An 18,020-nucleotide genomic window follows, 5' to 3' on the forward strand; every position below is an offset into this window, starting at 1 on the left:
CTTACTGCTTCAGGTCTGGTGTCGGTGTCGCACCCTTGTGCTCACCGAGGGGCCGGTACGCTTTTCTTGGCCCGTTGCTGTCTCCAGCGGCTCAACCTGAAATGGTTCAGATTCTGCCTACGCTCACGCGTAGGGAATCATGCGGCTGACCTTTGCGTAGTCGCCGTCGGAAACGTAAGACGACTTGCCGAGCTTGCGCTTCGTCTTGGTCTCCTTCGAGGTGAGGATGTGGCGCATCTTCGACTGACCGCGCTTGATCTTGCCGGTCCCAGTCTTCTTGAAGCGCTTGGCCGCACCTGAGTGTGTCTTGAGCTTAGGCATGGTTTCCCTTACGGAGTTACTGCATCGAACAACGTTTTTCAGTATACCCCAGATTCTGCCCGGAACGGCTGTGTCCTCGCTCAGTTCAGCCGCCTCCCGGCGGGTTGCACCATGGTTGGAGCACGGCCATTACCGGTTCGGTAGTTCTGAGCCGGCTAGAGAGCATTTTCACTGTAGGTGTCCTGCAGGGCTTCCACATCGATGGGCGTTTTCCAATGAAAACGCCGCTGCACGCCTTTCCGGGATACCCAGCAACAGTGAAAATGCTCTAAATCCTCTTCCGCATCCTCACTACCTCAACCGTCAGTCCCCCACCCACCGGCGCGTGGTGTCGCTCGATCTCGACATACCCGTGCTTCAGGTAAACCGGATACCCGGTCAGCGTTGCACCCATCTCCAGCTCCCGGAAACCCTCTGCCGCGGCGGCCTCTTCGGCGGTCCTCAGCACCAGGCTGCCCAGGCCTTTCCGGGCATGGTCCGGATGCACGAAGATCGCCCGGATCTTGGCTGCGTCTTTTGCGGGGTCAAGGAGTTCCGGTTCTTTGGCTTCGACTTGCGCATCGCCTCCGTAAAGGGTCTTCCGGCGGCTCCAGCCTCCACAGGCTGCGAAAGTGCCGTCGGGCGCCTCTACGACGAAGTAGGTGCCATCTGCGACCAGCCGGGTATCGACGGTGAAGATGGTGCGGACGGCGGCATTAATCTCCGCCGGGCCGTAGTCTCCGGCCTGCAGCGAACGGACGGAGAGCTCCAGCAACTGTTGCAAGTAGGGGACATCCGCGGCTCGTGCCGTGCGCAGGGTGTATTCCATGGAAAAAGTGTGCCATTTCCCGCGAAAAACGCCATGTTTGGGCATCTGGGCACACCAGCGGGAAGACCCCCGAACGTGCTAAAATAAGCATGTCATCGAAGTTTCGAACGGCCATGCTAAGACGCTCAAATTCAGTAATTTACGGAGCCTGATGTCCACTCAGAATGTTCTCCCCGAAACAATGCCCGGTACCCAGCCGAGCGCCTCATATACCAGCGAAAATATCAAGGTTCTGGAAGGCCTTGAGGCCGTCCGCTTGCGCCCTGCCATGTACATCGGTTCGACCACTGAGCAGGGATTGCATCACCTGGTGTATGAGGTCGTCGACAACTCGGTCGACGAGGCCCTGGCCGGCTATGCGACCAAGATCGATGTCGTCATTCATGTCGACAACTCCATCACTGTTATCGACGATGGCCGTGGTATTCCCGTGGACGAGAAGACGTTGCCGAATGGCGAGCGTATGCCTGCGGTGCAGGTGGTGCTGACCAAGCTGCATGCCGGCGGTAAGTTTGATGCCAGCACCTACAAGGTCTCCGGCGGTCTGCACGGCGTAGGCGTAAGCTGCGTCAACGCGCTGTCGGAAGAGTTCGATGTCGAGATCTGGCTCAATGGCCAGACCTACGAGCAGACCTACTCCAAGGGCGAGCCCACCAGTAAGGTACGCCAGACCGGCGTGACCAAGAAGCGCGGCACCAAGGTACACTTCCTGCCCGACAAGACCATCTTCACGGTCACCGAGTACAACTACGACACGCTGGCCAATCGTCTGCGTCAGCTCGCCTTTCTGAACAAGGGCATCGAGATCACGTTGACCGACGAGCGCACCAGCGATGCCAAGACCGGTGACTCCAAGACGGCGACCTTCAAGTACAACGGCGGTATCGCCGAGTTCATCAAGCACCTCAACAAGGGCAAGCAGGTGCTGCATGACAAGCCGTTCTACATGGAAGCTGAGAAGGGTACGCTGGTTGTCGAGGCGGCGCTGCAGTACAACGACTCCTACTCGGAGACGGTCTTCTCGTTTGCCAACAACATCAACACGGTCGACGGTGGAACCCATCTCTCCGGCTTCCGCACGGCGCTGACGCGTACCATCAACGCCGCCGGCCAGTCGCTGGGTCTCTTCAAGGACATGAAGGAGTCGCTCTCGGGCGACGACGTCCGCGAGGGTCTGGTCGCTGTGGTCTCGGTCAAGATTCCCCAGCCGCAGTTCGAAGGCCAGACCAAGGGCAAGCTGAACTCCGATATCTCGGGTCAGGTGCAGAGCTTCGTCAATGAGCGTCTGGGCGCCTTCTTCGAGCAGAACCCGCAGGTGGCCAAGCGCATTATCAACAAGGCCATCGAAGCCGCACGCGCTCGTGAGGCAGCCCGTAAAGCTCGCGATCTCACCCGTCGTAAGGGAGCGTTGGATGGCGGTGGTCTGCCGGGCAAGCTGGCTGACTGCAGCGAGAAGCAGCCTGACCGTTGCGAGCTCTATCTCGTCGAGGGTGAGAGCGCAGGCGGTACCGCCAAGCAGGGCCGCGATCGTAAGTTCCAGGCCATCCTCCCGCTGAAAGGTAAGATCCTCAACGTCGAGAAGGCCCGCTACGACAAGATGCTGGGTCACGAAGAAATCCGAGCCATGATCACGGCGCTCGGCGCCGGTATCGGCAAGGACGACTTCGATGCCGCCAAGCTGCGTTACGGCAAGATCATCCTGATGACCGATGCCGACGTCGACGGATCGCACATCCGTACGCTGCTGCTGACCTTCTTCTTCCGTCACATGACGGAGCTGATCCAGCGCAGCCACGTCTACATCGCGCAGCCGCCGCTTTACAAGATCAAGAAGGGCAAGTTCGAGCAGTACATCAAAGACGACCGCGAGTTCGTGAAGGTGATGGTCAAGCGCGCCTCTGACGGCATGGTGATCCGCTACGGCGAGAACGCTGCCTCTCTGGAAGGCCGTGCCCTGACCGACTTCATGGGCAAGCTGAACGATTACATCGGCTTCTTCGACAAGGCCAACAAGCGCCTGCGCAACGAAGCAGTGACGGCGGCCTTCGCCAACCTCTTCGCACACGAAGGCAAGGATCCGTCGAAGCGCTCCGACTTTGAGACACAGGACAAGATCAAGCAGCTTCGTGCAATCCTGATCGAGATCGGCAAGGAAGCCAAGTTCAAGGGCGTCTCCGATCCCATCCTCGACGAGGAGCACCAGACCTGGTCGGTAAGCTTTACGGACTCGAATGGCGCTGAGCGCAAGCTCGATTGGGTGCTGGCCTCCACGCCTGAGATTCGTCAGCTCTTCGGCAAGCACGCGCAGATCAAGGACCAGCTTCAGCCGCCGTTCATGATCGAGTACGTGCAGAAAGGCGGCAAGGTGGATGCCGACGACATCGTCGAAGAACAGCAGACGGAAGGCGTCGCCGAGGCCGCGGCCGCTCCTGGCACCGCGGTGCAGAACAAGGGCGCCAAGCGCGCGGCCAAGCTGCCGCAGGACCCGGTCGAGAAGAAGTCCGCACGCGAACTCTTCGAGTTCGTCATCGAGCAGGGCCGCAAAGAGTACGACGTACAGCGTTACAAGGGCCTCGGCGAAATGACCGCCGAACAGCTCTGGGAGACCACCATGGATCCCGATCGCCGTACGCTGCTCGAAGTGAAGCTCGAGGACATCGCGGGCACGGAAGAGATCTTCACCACACTCATGGGCGAAGACGTCGAAAGCCGCCGCCGGTTCATCGAAGAGAACGCGCTTGATGTAAAGAACCTCGACATCTAAGTCCTTGTTCAACCCAACAAAAGAGGAGGCCTCGGCCTCCTCTTTTGCTTTTCAACGGTTTTAGGGCATATCGACAACGTGGAGTAACCCATGCACCGGCTGCCCCACATACGCGAAGCTTATGTGGGAGCTTCGAGCGAAACTCGAATACGTGGGAGCCGTGGGCTTCTAGCCCACGGTGCAACCTACAATAAAGACAATGCCCGCCTATCTCACCACGCACGGCCACTATCTCTGGCTGATCCTTGCATCCTTCATCGCAGGCGTGATGAATGCGCTCGCGGGCGGAGGCTCGTTCGTTTCTTTCCCGGCGATGCTGGCAGTCGGCGTGCCGCCCATTCAGGCGAATGCAACGAACACTGTGGCTATCTGGCCGGGGCAGCTTACCTCGCTCGCTGCCTTGCGTGAAGACCTGCGCCGTGATGCCGCCTGGGTAGTGGCTGTCGCTTCGGTGATCGGCGGCATCGGCGGAGCGATCATTCTGCTGCACACACAGCAGCAGACCTTTCTGCATGTGCTGCCATGGATGCTGTTGGCGGCATCTTTACTCTTCGGCGTTAGCGGACGCATCTCCCGTTGGCTGCGCAGCCGCAGCGAACACCCGCATCTCGAGCACAAGGTTCCGGCACTTTACGTACTGCTCTGCCTGCTGCCGGTTACCTTTTATATCGGCTACTTCGGCGCCGGCGCCGGGTTTCTGATCATGACGGTGCTGGCGCTCTTCGGCGTGGAAGAGATGAACCAGTTGAATTCGCTCAAGGTGCTCGGCGCCTGTGTCTCGAACTTCTCCGCGGTGGTCACTTTCATCGTGCGCGGAGCGGTGGTTTGGCATTTCTGTCTGGTGGCGATGATCTTTGCCGGACTGGGCGGATGGCTCGGCGCCCGCTATGCCCGGCGTATGAACGGGAACGTGCTGCGTGCCCTGGTGGTTGTCATCGGCTGTGCCGTCGCCGGCTGGTTCTTCTACCGCAATGCAGTTTGAAAATCGAGCCTAAAATAGAAACAGTATGAGTCACGAAGGCATCCGTTTCGTCAGCCGGGAAGAGGCGCTGGCCGACGCCGCGCAGGACAACCGTCTGCCGCGCGAGGCGGTCACTCCGGCCAAGGTGCGCGTGCACCTGACCTCCGGCGAAGGCGTCGAGATCGAGTGGAAGGACGGCCATCGTTCGCAGTGGACCTTCCCCTGGCTGCGTGATGCCTGCCCCTGCGCCACCTGCCATGAAGAGCGCCAGCATACCGGTCGTAAGCCGGGTGAGGCGAAGCCAAAAGCCAAGGAGCTCTTCACGATGTACCAGGCGCCTGCAAAGCCGGTCTCGGTGGAGAAGATCGGCAACTACGCGCTGAAATTCAAGTGGAATGACGGCCACGAGGCCGGCATCTACTCCTGGGATCACCTGCGCCGTGTCTGTAACTGTGACGCCTGCCGGAGTGCACGGGCGTGATCGCTGCCACGCTCACTGCGAAGCGTTTGCTCAGTGAAGCCTCGCAGACCTGGGAGCTCTCCTTCACCTGCAGTGAACCGCTCACCTATCAGCCCGGCCAGTTCTACTCGTTTGTGACGCAGCGTGACGGCAAGCAGGAGGTTCGCGCATATTCGTTGACGCAGGCTCCCGAGGGCGCCCGCATGGTGCTCTGTCTCAATCGCGCCGGATGGTATTCCAACCTGCTGTGCAATCTCGAGACTGGGGGGACGGTGCAGGTACAAGGTCCCTACGGTGGGTTTGTGCTTCGCGAAGGTCCAGGCATTATCCTCGCCGATGGCGTCGGTATTGCGCCTGTAGCAGCGATGGTGGATGCCTTACTACGAGCACAGAGCAACGCCGGCCCGCTGCATCTGCTGCATACCGCCTCTTCGGAATCGGAGATGTTTTATCGTGACCGCTTTGAGCACGCTGAACGCGAAATTGCCGGGTTCCATTATCTGCCGCTGCCGGGCGTTGAGGTCGCTCCGCATCTGGAAGAGATTCTGTCGCAAGCTGGAGATGAAAAGCCGACTGCCTACATCGTCGGCCTGAATGCTTTCGCCGCTCCCTTGCGGCAGTGGTTCAAAGACCGCGGATGGGATCGTAAGCAGATCGTCTTCGAGCGTTACGACTGATGCAAAGCTCGACCCCATAAGTAAAGTTATCGAGCGAAGCTCGATCCAGGTGGGAGCCGTGGGCTTCAGTCCACGGTCTATCGGATCAACAGAGAATGGGCTTCAGCCCTGGGACTTTCCTTACTAACAGAGAAGGCCCAAGGCTAAGCCCAATTACTTTTACGCCTTTATCAGCGGGCTGAAGCCCGCTGCTCCCACCAGACCAAACACACTACAGATTGAACAGCTCTTTCAACCGTTTCGTCTGTGCGCGGCTTACCGGAATCTCCGTCTGCTGGCGGTCATCCATACGGAGCTGATAGCTTGACTTGAACCACGGCACAACTTCGCGGATGTGATGGATGTTCACCACGTAGCTGCGATGGGCGCGCCAGAAGATCTCCGGATTCAACTGGTCCATCAACTCTTCGAGTGTGCGGCAGTTTGAGGTTCCTTCAACATTCTGCGTCACGATCGAGATCTGGCCCTCATCGATGGCGGCAAAGCAGATGTGCTTCTGATCGACCAGAAGCAGCCGGTTCTGCGCCCGCACTACGACCTTGCTGCTGGCGCGTGCCGGAGCGGCAGCCTGCTGGGCCTGCTCCTCCAGCAGCTTCATCAGGGCATCGAGCTTGGCGCTGTTTGGATCAGTAGGAGCTTGCGCAGCGGCAGCGGCCTCCGCAGCGACACGGCCGCGCGCTTTTTCCACTGTCTGTTCCACACGCGCGCGGTCGAAGGGCTTCAGCAGGTAGTCAACCGCATTCACTTCAAAGGCGCGTACGGCGTATTGATCGTATGCCGTGGCGAAGACCACCTGCGGCAGGCGCGCCACCTTGCCGATCAGCTTCTTCAGAACGGCAAACCCATCCAGGCCCGGCATCTGAACGTCAAGAAAGACAACGTCAGGTTTGTGTTCACGGATGAGTTCGACGGCTTCAATCCCATTCGATCCCTGAGCAAGCACTTCCACATCGCCGGCTTTTTCCAGCAGGTATTCCAGCTCCTGCCGGGCAAGCGGTTCGTCGTCGATGATGAGAGCGGTCATCGCCATGCCAATGATTCAGTATAGAAGAAAGGGAGCGAGCGGCTCGTGCGTGTTATCGACAAGCCAGGTTTGAATCCCTACACATGATGGGAATGATGTTTGAATAGCCGGACCGCGAACAAAATTGTAGCGGCTACTCGTCGTGGTAAGCCCGCAGGCGGCGCGGAGATCCATCGGCGGCAAGATCGTGTCCGCAGTTGGAGCAGTAGATGTCAGTGATCTGTACGCTGCGGAAGCACTGTCCACAAACCGGTGCGGTCTGGAAGCGGCACTGCGGGCAGAAGTTGTAGCCGGCCTGCAACTCCGTGCTGCAGTGTGGGCAGCGGGAGACGACCGGCTGCCGCACCAGGAAGTAGACAATGGCTCCGATGCCGGCCGGCATCAGGATGACCATCAGCATCCAGAGCGGCGCCGACATATTGCGGCGTTTGACATCGCGGCTGACGTATCCGGCCAGCAGAGCATAGCTTGAGAGAGCTGAGCCCCAGAAGAAGCCCATGGCGATCCGCATGGCCAGCAGCTCACCGTGCCGGTGAGGCATCTTGAAGTGAAAAAGATACTGCAGCCCTACAAAGAAGATCGCGGCGAGCAGAATCGACCAGGTAGGAATCAGGCTCAGGTCGTACTCGGCGCTGCCAGTATCTCTGCGCTCGTGAACTTCCGCCATTAATGATTTCCTCCGCGGCCAGCATTCACACGCTTGTACCAAACCACGCCGATCGCTGCTGCGGAGACAGGGATGAGCCACATGAGCAGCACGAAGATCTGTTCACTGGCATAAGGCAACGTGTCTTCCACGTCGGAGTCCGAGGCGAGGATCACCGCCGTAGTCACCATGGCAGCAATCAGCAGGACACCTCCGAAGATGAGCGGGAGATACAGACTCCGCACCTTCCTCTTCTGTGCCTGTTGTTTCAGGGCCTGTGCGCGAATCGCCCGGTGCGTGCGATTGACGACGCGGGATGGAGCGGTGGAAGTCATGATTGTAGCCATCACCGTGTTCCTTCCGCCGGTAATCTGCGAAGGGCTTCGACCTGCGGCCGCAGGGCTGCGAGGCCGCGATAGAGCCGGGATTTCACGGTCGAGAGAGGAGCCCGTGTCACTGTCGCAATCTCCTCAAGCGACATATCTTCATGGAAGCGCAGCGTCAGCACCTCGCGGTAACTGGGCTCCAGCGTCAGCAGCACGGTGGCTACCTCTGCGGCGTTCTCACGCTCCTGAAACTGTTCGAAGGGCGAGGGTGCATCCAGGGCAATCTCGAAGGGGCGCTCGTCTTCTCCGCCTTCGCTCATCTCATCCAGACTGGCCATGGTCTTGCGGCGGGCGTTGTCGATCACGAGGTTGCGGGCGATCGTGAACAGCCAGGTCTCAAAACGAGCTTTGCCGTTGTACTGAGAGCCACGCACCAGAACCCGCATCCAGGTCTCCTGGAAAAGGTCCTCGGCCATCTCCCGGCGTCCGGTCAGGAAGGTCAGGTAGCGCATCAGGCGGTGCTGATACTGCTCGATCAGTGTGTCCAGAAGGTCCGCGTCCTGCCGTTTCAGCCCGCGCGCAATGGCGGCGTTTTCCTGCGCCTGCTCCGCGATGGCGGCTTCAGTACGGACTATAGAGAAGGACGGCACATTTCCTCTGACGGGCATATCGCGCCAAAAGACTCGGAGGCGGCGATTTTTTCGTAAAAATCGAGTGAGGATCAGTATAGGTCCGTGGCCGCGGCGGCGAAACAGAATTTCCCGCATTCGACGGTGCCTGGTAACGGTCAATTCTGTCTTCTGGACAGACGATAAACTGCTTGGATGGAAGTTCTGTACGGCATTCACCCGGTGGAGGAGGCAGTACGCTCCGGCGGCCGTCCGCTGGATCACGTCCGCTTCGCCCGTGACCGCCGCGATGCCCGGCTGGAAACAGTGCTCGATCTCTGCCGCAAAGCAGGAGTTAAGTGCTCGCCGGCCTCAAAAGATGAGCTCACCCGGCTGGCCAAGACCGAGATGCACCAGGGTATTGTTGCGCAGGTACGCGAGCGTAAGTTCCTGGCAATCGAGGACTTGCTGGCTGCTCCACCCCGAAACGGAGAGCATTATTTCTTCCTCGCCCTTGACGGCGTCGAAGACCCACACAATCTCGGTGCGCTGCTGCGTACTGCCGATGGGGCCGGGGTCGATGGCGTCCTTCTGCCCGAACGGCGCTCAGCGCCTCTGACCGCCGTGGTCGCGAAGTCGTCGGCGGGCGCCAGTGAACACGTCCGTATCGCCCGCGTCACCAACCTGGTGCGAGCTCTGGAGACCTTGAAAGAGGCAAATGTCTGGGTGGTCGGCCTGGATGAACGTGGCACGCCCGATTACAGCGATTACGACTTCAAAACTCACACGGCGCTGGTCCTTGGACGCGAGGGCGCCGGGCTGCACGACCTGGTCAAGCGCACCTGCGATCACCTGCTGCGCATCCCGATGGCAGGCTCCGTCAGCTCCCTGAACGTCTCCGTCGCCGGGGCGGTGGTGATGTATGAGGCGATGCGACAGCGGGCCGGCGCTCCCGCGCAGGTGGCAAAGCCGTCCAAACCGCGTAAGGGTTTAGGTTCCTAGATGTATTTTGTAAGCCGATTGGGATGTACGGCCCTGTTGCTGGCCGCTGGTGTGGCGTGGGCGCAGCAGCCGCCGCAGGTCATCGTTCAGTCTCCTCCGGAGACGGCCCAGAAGAAACCCGCCGTATTGATCCAGCTCTCGGACGAGGTCCGCTCGTCGCTGATCTTCACTGCCTATGACATGGATCTCCACCTGAATACCTCGGAGAGCATGCTCTCCGCGCGGGTGCGGCTGACGGTGCGCAATGGTGGAACGAAGCCCATCGAGGACCTTCCGCTCCAGATCTCCTCGTCCATGATGTGGGATCTGGCCCGTCTGGTTGAAGATGGCAGCTCGGTCACCCTGCCGGTGGCCCAGCACCAGGTGAAGACCGATCTCGACCACACGGCTGCAGTGACCGAGGCTGTGCTGCATCTGCCCAGGCCTCTCTCCGTCGATGCCTCGGTGACTCTCGATGTGCTGTATTCCGGCAAAGTGAAGCAGACGACCGGATCCGAGAGCTCGTCCGCCCCATCCGCTTTGGAGTGGGATCGCATCACGGACGACTTCACCGGCGTCCGGGGCTTCGGCAATGTGCTCTGGTACCCCGTCAGCGCTCCGCCCGCGTTCCTTGGCGATGGCAACCGGGTCTATGACCTGATCGGCCGCAACCGGCTCGCGACGCAGACGGCCCGTGTGAGCGGTCGCCTTACCGTCGAGTATGCCGGCGACCCACCGCGGCTGGCGTTTTTGTCCGGCCATCAGGCTGTACTGGAGACGCACCAGGACAATCCGAATCAGCCCTCCGCCGCTGCCACCGGTGTGGCCACCGGGAGCTTCGCTGGATTTCCTCTGGGCTTCCGTCCGCTCAGCCTCTTTCTCAGCAAAGATCAGCCGGAGATGTTAGGTGGTGGCTATCTGGCCGTAATCTCTGAAGCCGCCGACCGGGCTAGCAACCTGAACAAGACAGCGCTGAATGTTTTTCCGCTGCTTACCACCTGGCTGGGGGCGCGGCCCAACCGACCGCTGACACTGCTGGAAGCGGACATCCTGCAGCCCTTTGAGTCTGGACCGTTTCTCGTTGGGCAACTCCCTGGTCACCCCAACGAAGCTACAGAGGTGCTGGTGCATGCCTTTACGCACGCCTATACCGGTAACCAGCCCGCCTGGCTGGATGAAGGTCTGGCGCGCTTTATGGAGCTGCTGTGGATCGAGCGCACCGAAGGACGCGAAGCCGCGATTGCAGCGCTGGAAGACGGTCGTGGTGCATTGACGCTGCTCGAGCCTGACCTCTCCCAACCGGATGCGGGTGATGGGCAACCCCTGGAGAAGGCGCACAGCGATCTGATCTACCGCAACAAAGCGGCCTATGTGCTGTGGATGCTGCGGTCAATCGCCGGAGATACCGCCCTGCAGCAGGCGCTGGCCGCACTGCGGACGCAGGCCACACCGAATGCGGCAACCTTCCGCCGTCTGCTTGAAGAGACATCGCAGAAAGACCTCGGCTGGTTCTTTGACGATTGGGTCGACCATGACCGTGGCTTGCCCGATCTCTCCATCGTCTCCGTAACGCCGCGCGCCATCGAGCATACCGGCGAGCGCACTGGCGGCTACCTGATCTCCGTTGAGGTCTCGAATACGGGCTACGCGGTGGCCGATGTTCCGATAACGATCCGCTCCGGTAACCTGACCACCACGGAGCGCCTGCGCATTCCGGGACGCTCCCGCTCGACCACCCGCATCGTCTTCAACGACGCACCGCAGCAGGTCCAGGTCAACGACGGAACAACGCCAGAGCTACGCTCGACGGTGCATGTGCTGGATGTGAATTTGAAGACCGCACCGTAGGTGCGGTCGGTTGAATAGTTCAATAGTTGAATTGTTGAATGGTGAGGCTTACAGGCTCAACTCACCCATGACCCACCATTCAACCATTCAACTATTCAGCGCCTGCGTGCTACGCGCGCAGGAGGCGCAATATTGGCGCACACAATGGTGCTGCTGCGCTCGCAGCTCAGGTTCAATTGGGTGGAACCGTCTTTTGGCAGCAGGGGATCAATCTGGTCGCCCAGTGGAGTCAGCAACGCCAGATCTCGTGTCTCTGCCGCATCTGCCTCGCCTGTGATCTGGAGCAGGCTCAGGTGAGAATCGAAGCGGCCGTTGATCTGGGCTGGGTTCTTTCCACCCAGGTCGACCGGCAGCCGGTCGAAGGTGAAGGCATAGCGCCGCAGGTCGCCCTGCAGATTGTTATTTTCGGGGTTCAGGCCGGGGCGGCCTTTGAAGACCACCGGAGTTACGGCAACATCAGTCAACTCGACCGTCTGGTCTTTGATGACCTCATGGTCCTTTGCGGAGAGTCCCAGCTTGTTGGCGGTGAGGTTGCCCTTCCATCCGCTCACTGCGCCGTAGGTTAGATCCGCATCAATGGTTCCGGAGGCGGTCCACTGCGGCGATACGCGTGAGCTCGCGACTTTGAGCCAGTTCAGCAGCGTATCCGCGGCAACCTGGTGAAGTCCGAGCTGGATCTCCGCCTTCTCGGGTTCGCGGACATCATCGATCCGCCCGGCCAGGGAAACGGCGCCGGCATCCACAGGCGCCTCGCACTTCACATCGTCCAGGGTCAGGAAACGGTTGGTGGCACGCAGCCCGCAGCGTATCTCCGCCGAGATCGGCTGTGACGGAAAGAACTCCGCCCGGCGCAGGCCTTCCAGCTTGATCCAGGTCTGCACGTTGGATTCGGCAAAGGTGCCTTTAACATTGGCTCCCCATTCCAGGGTTCCGCGCAGGCCGGCATCGGCTCCGGTCAGCACCTTGCTGGTTTCGCCGAGCTGGGCCTTGGTCCATACGCCATGCAGGTCAATCGGAACCTGGCTGAAGCTGTCCGCATGCTTAAGGGTGCCTTCGATCCGCAGAACGCCGGTATCGCTGGCATCGGTATCGGTGCGTGAGGGATGCGCCTCCAGGCGGATCCGCCACTCGTCGGGATTCGGTAGCCAGAGTGCAAACTCCGCCTCGGTGAGAGAGAATGGCGTCTTCTCGTTGCCCAGCTTCAGGTTGACGCGGGCACTGGTGGCCTCGATATAGGGAAAACGGGGCTTACTGCCGGCTTTGGGCTGTGCTGTAGGAGCGGCATCCACCTGCGTGGCGTGCATCAGGATCCCCTGCAGGTTCCAGCGGCCATTCTCGGCGCGAACCAGGTTCACGCTGGGCTCTGTCAGTGAGATGGAGGAGGCCTCCAGCTTTCGCCGCCATAGGGAGCTCAAACGCAGGGTTACGTGGACCTGATTGGCCCGCATCACCGGCTCCGCGCCGAACTCCGGATCTTCGCTGATGACAAAATTTTCCAGGGTGAAACCCGGTGTGGGCAGCATGCTCAGGGTGATGTTGTCGATATGCACCGGCCGCCCGATGGCCTCGCTGATGCTCTGCGCGACCCGCAGGCGATAACGGCCCACATTGATCATGGGCAGCGCAAAGATGGCAATCAGGATCAGAACAATCAGGCCAAGAGCCATGGCGATGCGCCGACGCCGCGAACGCTTCGGTTGTGCGCCGATCTCAGACATCTACTTCACCAGGTGCAGCGTACGCTTCCAGCGCGTCTCGTCGAAGAAGTGCAGAATCACGTGGCCCGCGAAGCTGATGCGGTCGCCGACTGTCTGCTTGTTGATCTGGTCCGCCGGAGTCTCGAACGACCAGTAAACGAACATAGGCCGACCGACGATATTTTCCATAGGAACGAAGCCCCAGAAGCGGCTGTCCAGCGAGTCCAGGCGGTTGTCACCCATGGCAAAGACCTTCCCCGGAGGGACCACGAGATCCTCTCCCTGGATGTGGGAGGGAAGATCTTCACGCCAGACGCCAGGAACGTCCTCTGAGGACATATAGGATGGCGGGGGATATAGCGGGAAGTCGTCGCGGAACTCCTGATACTCGCGAATGTTTCCGTTCTCGTCCCGGTCGCCGGGCTTGGAGATATAAGGCTCGTTCTGCTGAACGCCATTGACGTACAGAATGCCGTTGCGCAGGTGAATCTTATCGCCGGGCAGGCCGACGAGGCGCTTGACCAGGAAGAGATCGGGCCAGCCGGGCTTCAGGAAGACGAAGACATCCCCGCGGTGGGGCTGACGGTAGTGCACCAGCGGCATCCACTTACTCTGTGGAGCCAGGGTGACACGGTCCACCAGCACATGGTCGCCGATCAGCAGCGTCTTCACCATGGAGGCCGACGGGATCTCAAAGTTCTGAAAGATAAAGGTCATGACGAAGAGACCCACGGCCAGAACACTGGCGATGGAGGCAATGCTTTCGAGCAGGGTCTCTTCGCGCTTCTGTTCTTCAGGCTTCTGCTCTTCGTTTGGCAAAGGAACTTTCTCCTCAGCAAGTGTAACTGGTCGGGTATCCGGGAGGGCACCCACCCGAATTCTGTGAGCGTTTAGTCCAGGGAACACGTTCGTTGGGAATCCGAAGTGGGGATCCAGCAAGATAAGCGCTTGATTCTCCGTACCAAAATTCGTCAGTACAACTCCTTCAACAACCCAATCAATCCAGTACCCCGTTCATCAATTCTTCTAGAATTTCCTAACCGCGATGCCGTTCCGTAAACCCAAACCGCGCGAACCGATGAGTGAGACCGAGCTGCTGGACTACGCCGCCGCCGCCCTGGGCCGCCGCATGCGTACCGTAGCCGAGCTGAAGAAGCTGATGAAGGCGCGGGTGGAAGACTCCGCCGAGGGCGAAGCGAAGATCGGCCGGGTGATCGCCCGGCTGGAAGAGATGCGCTATCTCTCCGATCCGCGCTTTGCCGCGGACTTCACCCGGCTCCGCCAGGAGAACCAGGCCTTCGGCAAACGCCGCATCGCCAACGATCTGCGGCAGAAGGGGATTGCGTCTCCTCTGATCGAGAAGACGCTCACGGCAGCCTTCGAAGACGTAAAAGAGCTCGATCTCGCCCGCGAACATCTCCGCAAAAAGCGGATCGCCGCACCGGCAAATGAAAAAGAATCGGCGCGGATTGTGCGCCGTCTCGCTGCGGCCGGCTTCTCCACCGGCACCATCTTTGCGGCGCTGAAGGAGCTGAAGGCCAGTGATGATGTCCTGGCCGAAGTCGAAACGCTGGACGAGATGGAATGAGCGTCACGCAGGTCATCGCGATCGACTGGTCAGGCCGCGTCGATGCCGCCGGCCAGCGCCGCCATATCTACGCCGCCCGCTGGCACAACGGGAAAGTCACGCTGACCAACGGCCGCACCCGGCAGGAGACGGCCAAGTGGTTGATCAAGCTGGCCAAGGATGATCCATCGCTGGTCGTGGGCTTCGATTTCTGTTTTTCGTTTCCCGCATGGTTTCTGCGAGAGTTGGAGATGGAGAGCGCTCCTCAGTTCTGGCGCCTGGTGACCGAACAGCACGGGGAGCGCTGGCTCTCACGCGAGTGTGAAGACCGCCGCTTCTGGGGAAAGCCGCACAAGCGGCCCGCGGAGTTTTCAGGCGATCGGCTGCATCGCATGCTGCGCGCAACCGATATTGATTGCAAGCTGGTGGCGCTTATTCCGGAAGAAGAGCGTGCGTTAAGAGTGAAGGGCATCACACCGAAATCTGTATTCCAGATCGGCGGATCCGGATCGGTGGGCACAGCCTCGCTGCGCGGTATGCCGGTGCTGCTGCAACTGCGCGAGGCAGGTTTCTCGGTCTGGCCCTTCGACCCGCCAAAGTTGCCGCTCGTGGTGGAGATGTATACGCGGCTCAACACCGGGCCGGTGCACAAGTCCAATCCGGAGAGGCGCGCCGAATATCTGCTGCGCAAGCGGAAAGAAGATCCGGCTTATGCAGCTCTGCCGCGTGGCGTGCTGCAGACGGCCCGCGCCGGGGAAGATGCGTTTGATGCTCTGGTCAGCATGATGGTGATGGTGGAGCGGCGCGACGAGTTTCCGCGTCTGGTGCAACCGCGCGATCCGCTGCATGCGATGGAGGGCTGGACGTGGGCGCCCGATCTGCAAGCGACACAAAAGAAGAAGAGCCGCCGTTGACGCTTACACTGCCCGGGTGGCCGCCCTCGCAACCGGGGTCCCCACTGAACGAAGTTCATTGGGGCGATAACGCCAGGGCGGGTAAGGAATATCCGTACCTCCTAACAAAACGCGAAACGAAAAGACGCGAGAAGGTTCGCAGCGATCTGCTTGCAGCAATCTGCTTGCAGCAATCTGCTTGCAGCAATCTGCTTGCAGCAATCCTTATGTCCGGCGCAATTTTACTTATAACGATGGCGCGGAACCGCGAAGGTAAAGCACACTTCTCTCGCGGAGTTTAGGGAGGATTGGCATGACGCAGATCGCAGTGTGGTTTGAGCGGAAGTTTTCCTTCGGATATCCGAAGGAGCTATTACCTAACCTGATGGCACGGCTGCGCGGCACACCGGCACGGCTGGAGGAGGAGCTGCGGGGCCATACGCATCAGCGGTTGATTGCCAGACCGGAACATGGCTGGTCTGCGCAGGAGAACGCCGGACATCTTCTACAGCTTGAGCCGCTGTGGCTCACCCGCGTGGAAGACTTCGTCCGCGGCAGCGACACCCTCACGCCGACTGACCTTGCGAATCGCGCCACGACCGATGGCGGCTACAACGAGCGTCCACTTGAAGAGATTCTTTCGGCTTTTCGCGGCGCACGCAGCAAGCTTCTGAGCCGCGTTGCCTCGCTGGAAGAAGAGGCATGGGACCGCAGTATCGTGCACCCGCGTCTGAAGCAGCCCATGACTCTGACGGACCATCTCTTCTTCGTCGCAGAGCACGATGACCATCACTTAGCCCGCATCTGGGAGCTATTTGAAGGGCTCTGAAGGAAATCTCCGGAGGGCTCTGAAGCGCTGAAGGCGCGCTCTATACCAGCCTGGGGCAACGCCCCAGGTACGAGGTAAGGAGAAAGATAAGGTCCTCCGTAGGAATTCGCTTTCCAGTTCACTACATAGTCATGGGCTGGAGCTTTTAGCATTTCTGGCCCAGACAAGGCATGGGATTCCTTGACCGAGCCGTCCGGAGAACTCAACTAGCATGATGACCTTTCCGGTCACATGAGCTGCCCTTGCGATTGGAGGATAAATCGGCGTGTTGTTTTCGATGATGGATGCTAGTCCGCACGGAGGCTCTTGCGCGGATGCCTGGACCGCGAGGAGCGACAAAAAGATAAGGCTCGATTTCATCGGGTCCGCCGCTAAGCCATAAACGCGGGCTCAAGATCTCCGGAGGGATATACCCGATTCCGTCCGGCGGCCTTGGCCTCATACAGTGCGCGATCAGACTGCTTGATCAGATCTTCCAGACCTAAAATCTGGCCCACCAGCGTGGTAATGCCGACTGAGACCCGTACCTGGAACTGATGAGTTTCGGTCCGCACCCGCAGGGCAGAGACCTCTCCGCGGATGAGCTCGGCGATCATGCGCGCCATCTCCATGGATGTATCCGGCAGCACCACCATGAATTCATCTCCGCCCAAACGAGCCACCAGGTCGGTGCTACGTACGGAGCGGCGGATGGCATTTGTTACCGCCAGCAAGGCCTGGTCGCCGCCATGATGGCCGAAGCGATCATTGATGCCCTTGAAGTGATCCATATCCAGCATCAGCGCCGAGATGGTTCCTCCACTCTTCGCCGAGCGTTGCAGCAGCTCAACGACCTCACGCTCGACGGCGCGACGATTCAGCACCCCGGTCAGCGGATCGGTCATAGCCTGGCGCTCCAGGTCCTCGCGCAACCGCGCCGCTGACATCCAGATAAACCCGAAGGCGATGCCTGCAATGACGATCAGATCGAGCCAGATGAAGTAGAAGCTAGGAACGTGGAAACGGTAGACCGCATACCCGCGCACGGAGCAGACCGTGGCAAAGAACAGGAAGACTGAGCCCAGCAGGCGCGAAGCGGTACGCACGCCGGGAGCCGCCGGTCCGAAGAGCACCCATGCCGTCATCAGCGCCGGAGCCGCCATCATGGCGGAGATAACCGCGACCCGCACACCGATATCAGGGCGTACCAGCGAAAAATACGCGACGCCGCACATCCCCACCATGCAAACGCCAAGTATCGCGATCCACATCCGTTCCATGCGGCCAAGAAAGGTGGTCACGGCTCGGTTCAGGCACACCAGCTGCGCCACGAAGAGCAGATTCGAGAGGACGATGCCGATCACCACCGGCAGATGCGCGCGTGCACCCTGCAGCGACAGGGCAATGCCTCCGGCAAGGTTTGAGATGACAAACCAGTACGCTCCGCGCAGACCAGGGTTTGCAAGGGAATTGACGAGCATCGTGAGGCCGAAGAGGAAAAGCAGGCTCGACTCCACGAAGAAAAGGGTATTGATATCCATTGGGCCGAAGTCCGTTCAGGGAACGGAAAAAACATCATTTGGGATTCTTGCGCTTAGTGTTGCAGGCGGCGGGCGGCAAAGCAACGGCAA

18 protein-coding genes are annotated in these 18,020 nt (G+C 60.0%); 9 read left to right on the forward strand and 9 right to left on the reverse strand.

The features are described 5' to 3' along the window. Nucleotides 1–123: 123 nt before the first annotated feature. Together rpmI and OHL21_RS08300 are read right to left on the reverse strand one after the other, a co-directional pair. Nucleotides 124–321, reverse strand: coding sequence for a 50S ribosomal protein L35 (rpmI, locus tag OHL21_RS08295; protein ID WP_263416786.1), 198 nt, complete (start codon nucleotides 319–321; stop codon nucleotides 124–126). 268 nt (nucleotides 322–589) lie between these two features. Next, on the reverse strand, nucleotides 590–1,129 hold the full coding sequence (locus OHL21_RS08300) for a GNAT family N-acetyltransferase (RefSeq protein ID WP_263416787.1): 540 nt from the start codon (nucleotides 1,127–1,129) through the stop codon (nucleotides 590–592). Nucleotides 1,130–1,280: 151 nt separating this feature from the next. Here OHL21_RS08300 and gyrB point away from each other — a divergent pair, with 151 nt between their 5' ends. The 4 genes from gyrB to OHL21_RS08320 all read left to right on the forward strand — a co-directional run bounded on the left by gyrB (nucleotide 1,281) and on the right by OHL21_RS08320 (nucleotide 5,991). Then, the gene (gyrB, locus tag OHL21_RS08305; RefSeq protein ID WP_263416788.1) at nucleotides 1,281–3,893 is read left to right on the forward strand and encodes a DNA topoisomerase (ATP-hydrolyzing) subunit B; all 2,613 of its coding nucleotides are present in this window, start codon (nucleotides 1,281–1,283) and stop codon (nucleotides 3,891–3,893) included. Nucleotides 3,894–4,092: 199 nt separating this feature from the next. Further along, a complete protein-coding gene (locus OHL21_RS08310) occupies nucleotides 4,093–4,875 on the forward strand; it encodes a sulfite exporter TauE/SafE family protein (RefSeq protein ID WP_263416789.1) in 783 nt (260 codons plus the stop codon). 25 nt (nucleotides 4,876–4,900) lie between these two features. Then, nucleotides 4,901–5,335, forward strand: a complete 435-nt coding sequence (locus OHL21_RS08315; protein WP_263416790.1) for a DUF971 domain-containing protein — start codon at nucleotides 4,901–4,903, stop codon at nucleotides 5,333–5,335. Then, a complete protein-coding gene (locus tag OHL21_RS08320) occupies nucleotides 5,332–5,991 on the forward strand; it encodes a ferredoxin--NADP reductase (protein ID WP_263416791.1) in 660 nt (219 codons plus the stop codon). The genes OHL21_RS08315 and OHL21_RS08320 overlap by 4 nt, the downstream gene beginning before the upstream one ends. Before the next feature lie 211 nt (nucleotides 5,992–6,202). On the opposite strand, the gene OHL21_RS08325 is transcribed toward OHL21_RS08320, so the two are convergent. The 4 genes from OHL21_RS08325 to OHL21_RS08340 all read right to left on the reverse strand — a co-directional run bounded on the left by OHL21_RS08325 (nucleotide 6,203) and on the right by OHL21_RS08340 (nucleotide 8,637). Then, nucleotides 6,203–7,021 (reverse strand): LytR/AlgR family response regulator transcription factor, encoded by an 819-nt coding sequence (locus OHL21_RS08325; RefSeq protein WP_263416792.1) that lies wholly within the window; start codon nucleotides 7,019–7,021, stop codon nucleotides 6,203–6,205. Nucleotides 7,022–7,148: 127 nt separating this feature from the next. After that, nucleotides 7,149–7,682 (reverse strand): zinc ribbon domain-containing protein, encoded by a 534-nt coding sequence (locus OHL21_RS08330; protein ID WP_263416793.1) that lies wholly within the window; start codon nucleotides 7,680–7,682, stop codon nucleotides 7,149–7,151. Continuing rightward, on the reverse strand, nucleotides 7,682–8,008 hold the full coding sequence (locus OHL21_RS08335) for a hypothetical protein (protein ID WP_263416794.1): 327 nt from the start codon (nucleotides 8,006–8,008) through the stop codon (nucleotides 7,682–7,684). The genes OHL21_RS08330 and OHL21_RS08335 overlap by 1 nt, the downstream gene beginning before the upstream one ends. After that, entirely contained in the window at nucleotides 8,008–8,637 is a 630-nt protein-coding gene (locus tag OHL21_RS08340; protein ID WP_263416795.1) for an RNA polymerase sigma factor, read from the reverse strand. Before OHL21_RS08340 ends, OHL21_RS08335 begins: the two co-directional genes overlap by 1 nt. A 174-nt stretch (nucleotides 8,638–8,811) precedes the next feature. Here OHL21_RS08340 and rlmB point away from each other — a divergent pair, with 174 nt between their 5' ends. Together rlmB and OHL21_RS08350 are read left to right on the forward strand one after the other, a co-directional pair. Further along, nucleotides 8,812–9,597, forward strand: coding sequence for a 23S rRNA (guanosine(2251)-2'-O)-methyltransferase RlmB (gene rlmB, locus OHL21_RS08345; protein WP_263416796.1), 786 nt, complete (start codon nucleotides 8,812–8,814; stop codon nucleotides 9,595–9,597). Then, entirely contained in the window at nucleotides 9,598–11,424 is a 1,827-nt protein-coding gene (locus tag OHL21_RS08350; RefSeq protein WP_263416797.1) for a gluzincin family metallopeptidase, read from the forward strand. A gap of 95 nt (nucleotides 11,425–11,519) precedes the next feature. On the opposite strand, the gene OHL21_RS08355 is transcribed toward OHL21_RS08350, so the two are convergent. Both OHL21_RS08355 and lepB read right to left on the reverse strand, forming a co-directional pair. After that, the gene (locus OHL21_RS08355; RefSeq protein WP_263416798.1) at nucleotides 11,520–13,142 is read right to left on the reverse strand and encodes an AsmA family protein; all 1,623 of its coding nucleotides are present in this window, start codon (nucleotides 13,140–13,142) and stop codon (nucleotides 11,520–11,522) included. Continuing rightward, on the reverse strand, nucleotides 13,143–13,940 hold the full coding sequence (gene lepB / locus OHL21_RS08360; RefSeq protein WP_263416799.1) for a signal peptidase I: 798 nt from the start codon (nucleotides 13,938–13,940) through the stop codon (nucleotides 13,143–13,145). It abuts the gene before it with no gap. A 226-nt stretch (nucleotides 13,941–14,166) separates the two neighbouring features. On the opposite strand from lepB, the gene OHL21_RS08365 reads away from it, so the two are divergent. The 3 genes from OHL21_RS08365 (at nucleotide 14,167) to OHL21_RS08375 (ending at nucleotide 16,410) form a co-directional block, all read left to right on the forward strand. Then, nucleotides 14,167–14,709 carry a regulatory protein RecX gene (locus tag OHL21_RS08365; protein ID WP_263416800.1) on the forward strand — a complete coding sequence of 181 codons (543 nt, stop codon included), beginning with the start codon at nucleotides 14,167–14,169 and terminating at the stop codon, nucleotides 14,707–14,709. Next, on the forward strand, nucleotides 14,706–15,602 hold the full coding sequence (locus OHL21_RS08370; RefSeq protein WP_263416801.1) for a hypothetical protein: 897 nt from the start codon (nucleotides 14,706–14,708) through the stop codon (nucleotides 15,600–15,602). The genes OHL21_RS08365 and OHL21_RS08370 overlap by 4 nt, the downstream gene beginning before the upstream one ends. Nucleotides 15,603–15,894: 292 nt before the next feature. Beyond that, nucleotides 15,895–16,410: a DinB family protein gene (locus OHL21_RS08375; RefSeq protein ID WP_263416802.1), complete on the forward strand. Its 516-nt coding sequence runs from the start codon at nucleotides 15,895–15,897 to the stop codon at nucleotides 16,408–16,410. A gap of 371 nt (nucleotides 16,411–16,781) precedes the next feature. Here the strand turns inward: OHL21_RS08375 and OHL21_RS08380 are convergent, their stop codons facing one another. Then, nucleotides 16,782–17,930 (reverse strand): GGDEF domain-containing protein, encoded by a 1,149-nt coding sequence (locus OHL21_RS08380; protein WP_263416803.1) that lies wholly within the window; start codon nucleotides 17,928–17,930, stop codon nucleotides 16,782–16,784. Nucleotides 17,931–18,020 lie beyond the last annotated feature (90 nt).

The sequence above is a fragment of the Terriglobus albidus genome, from assembly GCF_025685425.1.
GTDB classification, from domain to species: domain Bacteria; phylum Acidobacteriota; class Terriglobia; order Terriglobales; family Acidobacteriaceae; genus Terriglobus; species Terriglobus albidus.

Excerpts from the sequence above, each read along its gene's own strand:
- OHL21_RS08300 (WP_263416787.1), bottom strand. The coding sequence starts at position 1,129 with ATGGAATACACCCTGCGCACGGCACGAGCCGCGGATGTCCCCTACTTG.
- gyrB (WP_263416788.1), top strand. The coding sequence starts at position 1,281 with ATGTCCACTCAGAATGTTCTCCCCGAAACAATGCCCGGTACCCAGCCG.
- rpmI (WP_263416786.1), bottom strand. The coding sequence starts at position 321 with ATGCCTAAGCTCAAGACACACTCAGGTGCGGCCAAGCGCTTCAAGAAG.
- OHL21_RS08325 (WP_263416792.1), bottom strand. The coding sequence starts at position 7,021 with ATGGCGATGACCGCTCTCATCATCGACGACGAACCGCTTGCCCGGCAG.
- OHL21_RS08350 (WP_263416797.1), top strand. The coding sequence starts at position 9,598 with ATGTATTTTGTAAGCCGATTGGGATGTACGGCCCTGTTGCTGGCCGCT.
- OHL21_RS08365 (WP_263416800.1), top strand. The coding sequence starts at position 14,167 with ATGCCGTTCCGTAAACCCAAACCGCGCGAACCGATGAGTGAGACCGAG.
- OHL21_RS08370 (WP_263416801.1), top strand. The coding sequence starts at position 14,706 with ATGAGCGTCACGCAGGTCATCGCGATCGACTGGTCAGGCCGCGTCGAT.
- OHL21_RS08380 (WP_263416803.1), bottom strand. The coding sequence starts at position 17,930 with ATGGATATCAATACCCTTTTCTTCGTGGAGTCGAGCCTGCTTTTCCTC.
- OHL21_RS08310 (WP_263416789.1), top strand. The coding sequence starts at position 4,093 with ATGCCCGCCTATCTCACCACGCACGGCCACTATCTCTGGCTGATCCTT.
- OHL21_RS08335 (WP_263416794.1), bottom strand. The coding sequence starts at position 8,008 with ATGGCTACAATCATGACTTCCACCGCTCCATCCCGCGTCGTCAATCGC.
- OHL21_RS08375 (WP_263416802.1), top strand. The coding sequence starts at position 15,895 with ATGACGCAGATCGCAGTGTGGTTTGAGCGGAAGTTTTCCTTCGGATAT.
- OHL21_RS08315 (WP_263416790.1), top strand. The coding sequence starts at position 4,901 with ATGAGTCACGAAGGCATCCGTTTCGTCAGCCGGGAAGAGGCGCTGGCC.
- rlmB (WP_263416796.1), top strand. The coding sequence starts at position 8,812 with ATGGAAGTTCTGTACGGCATTCACCCGGTGGAGGAGGCAGTACGCTCC.
- OHL21_RS08355 (WP_263416798.1), bottom strand. The coding sequence starts at position 13,142 with ATGTCTGAGATCGGCGCACAACCGAAGCGTTCGCGGCGTCGGCGCATC.
- OHL21_RS08330 (WP_263416793.1), bottom strand. The coding sequence starts at position 7,682 with ATGGCGGAAGTTCACGAGCGCAGAGATACTGGCAGCGCCGAGTACGAC.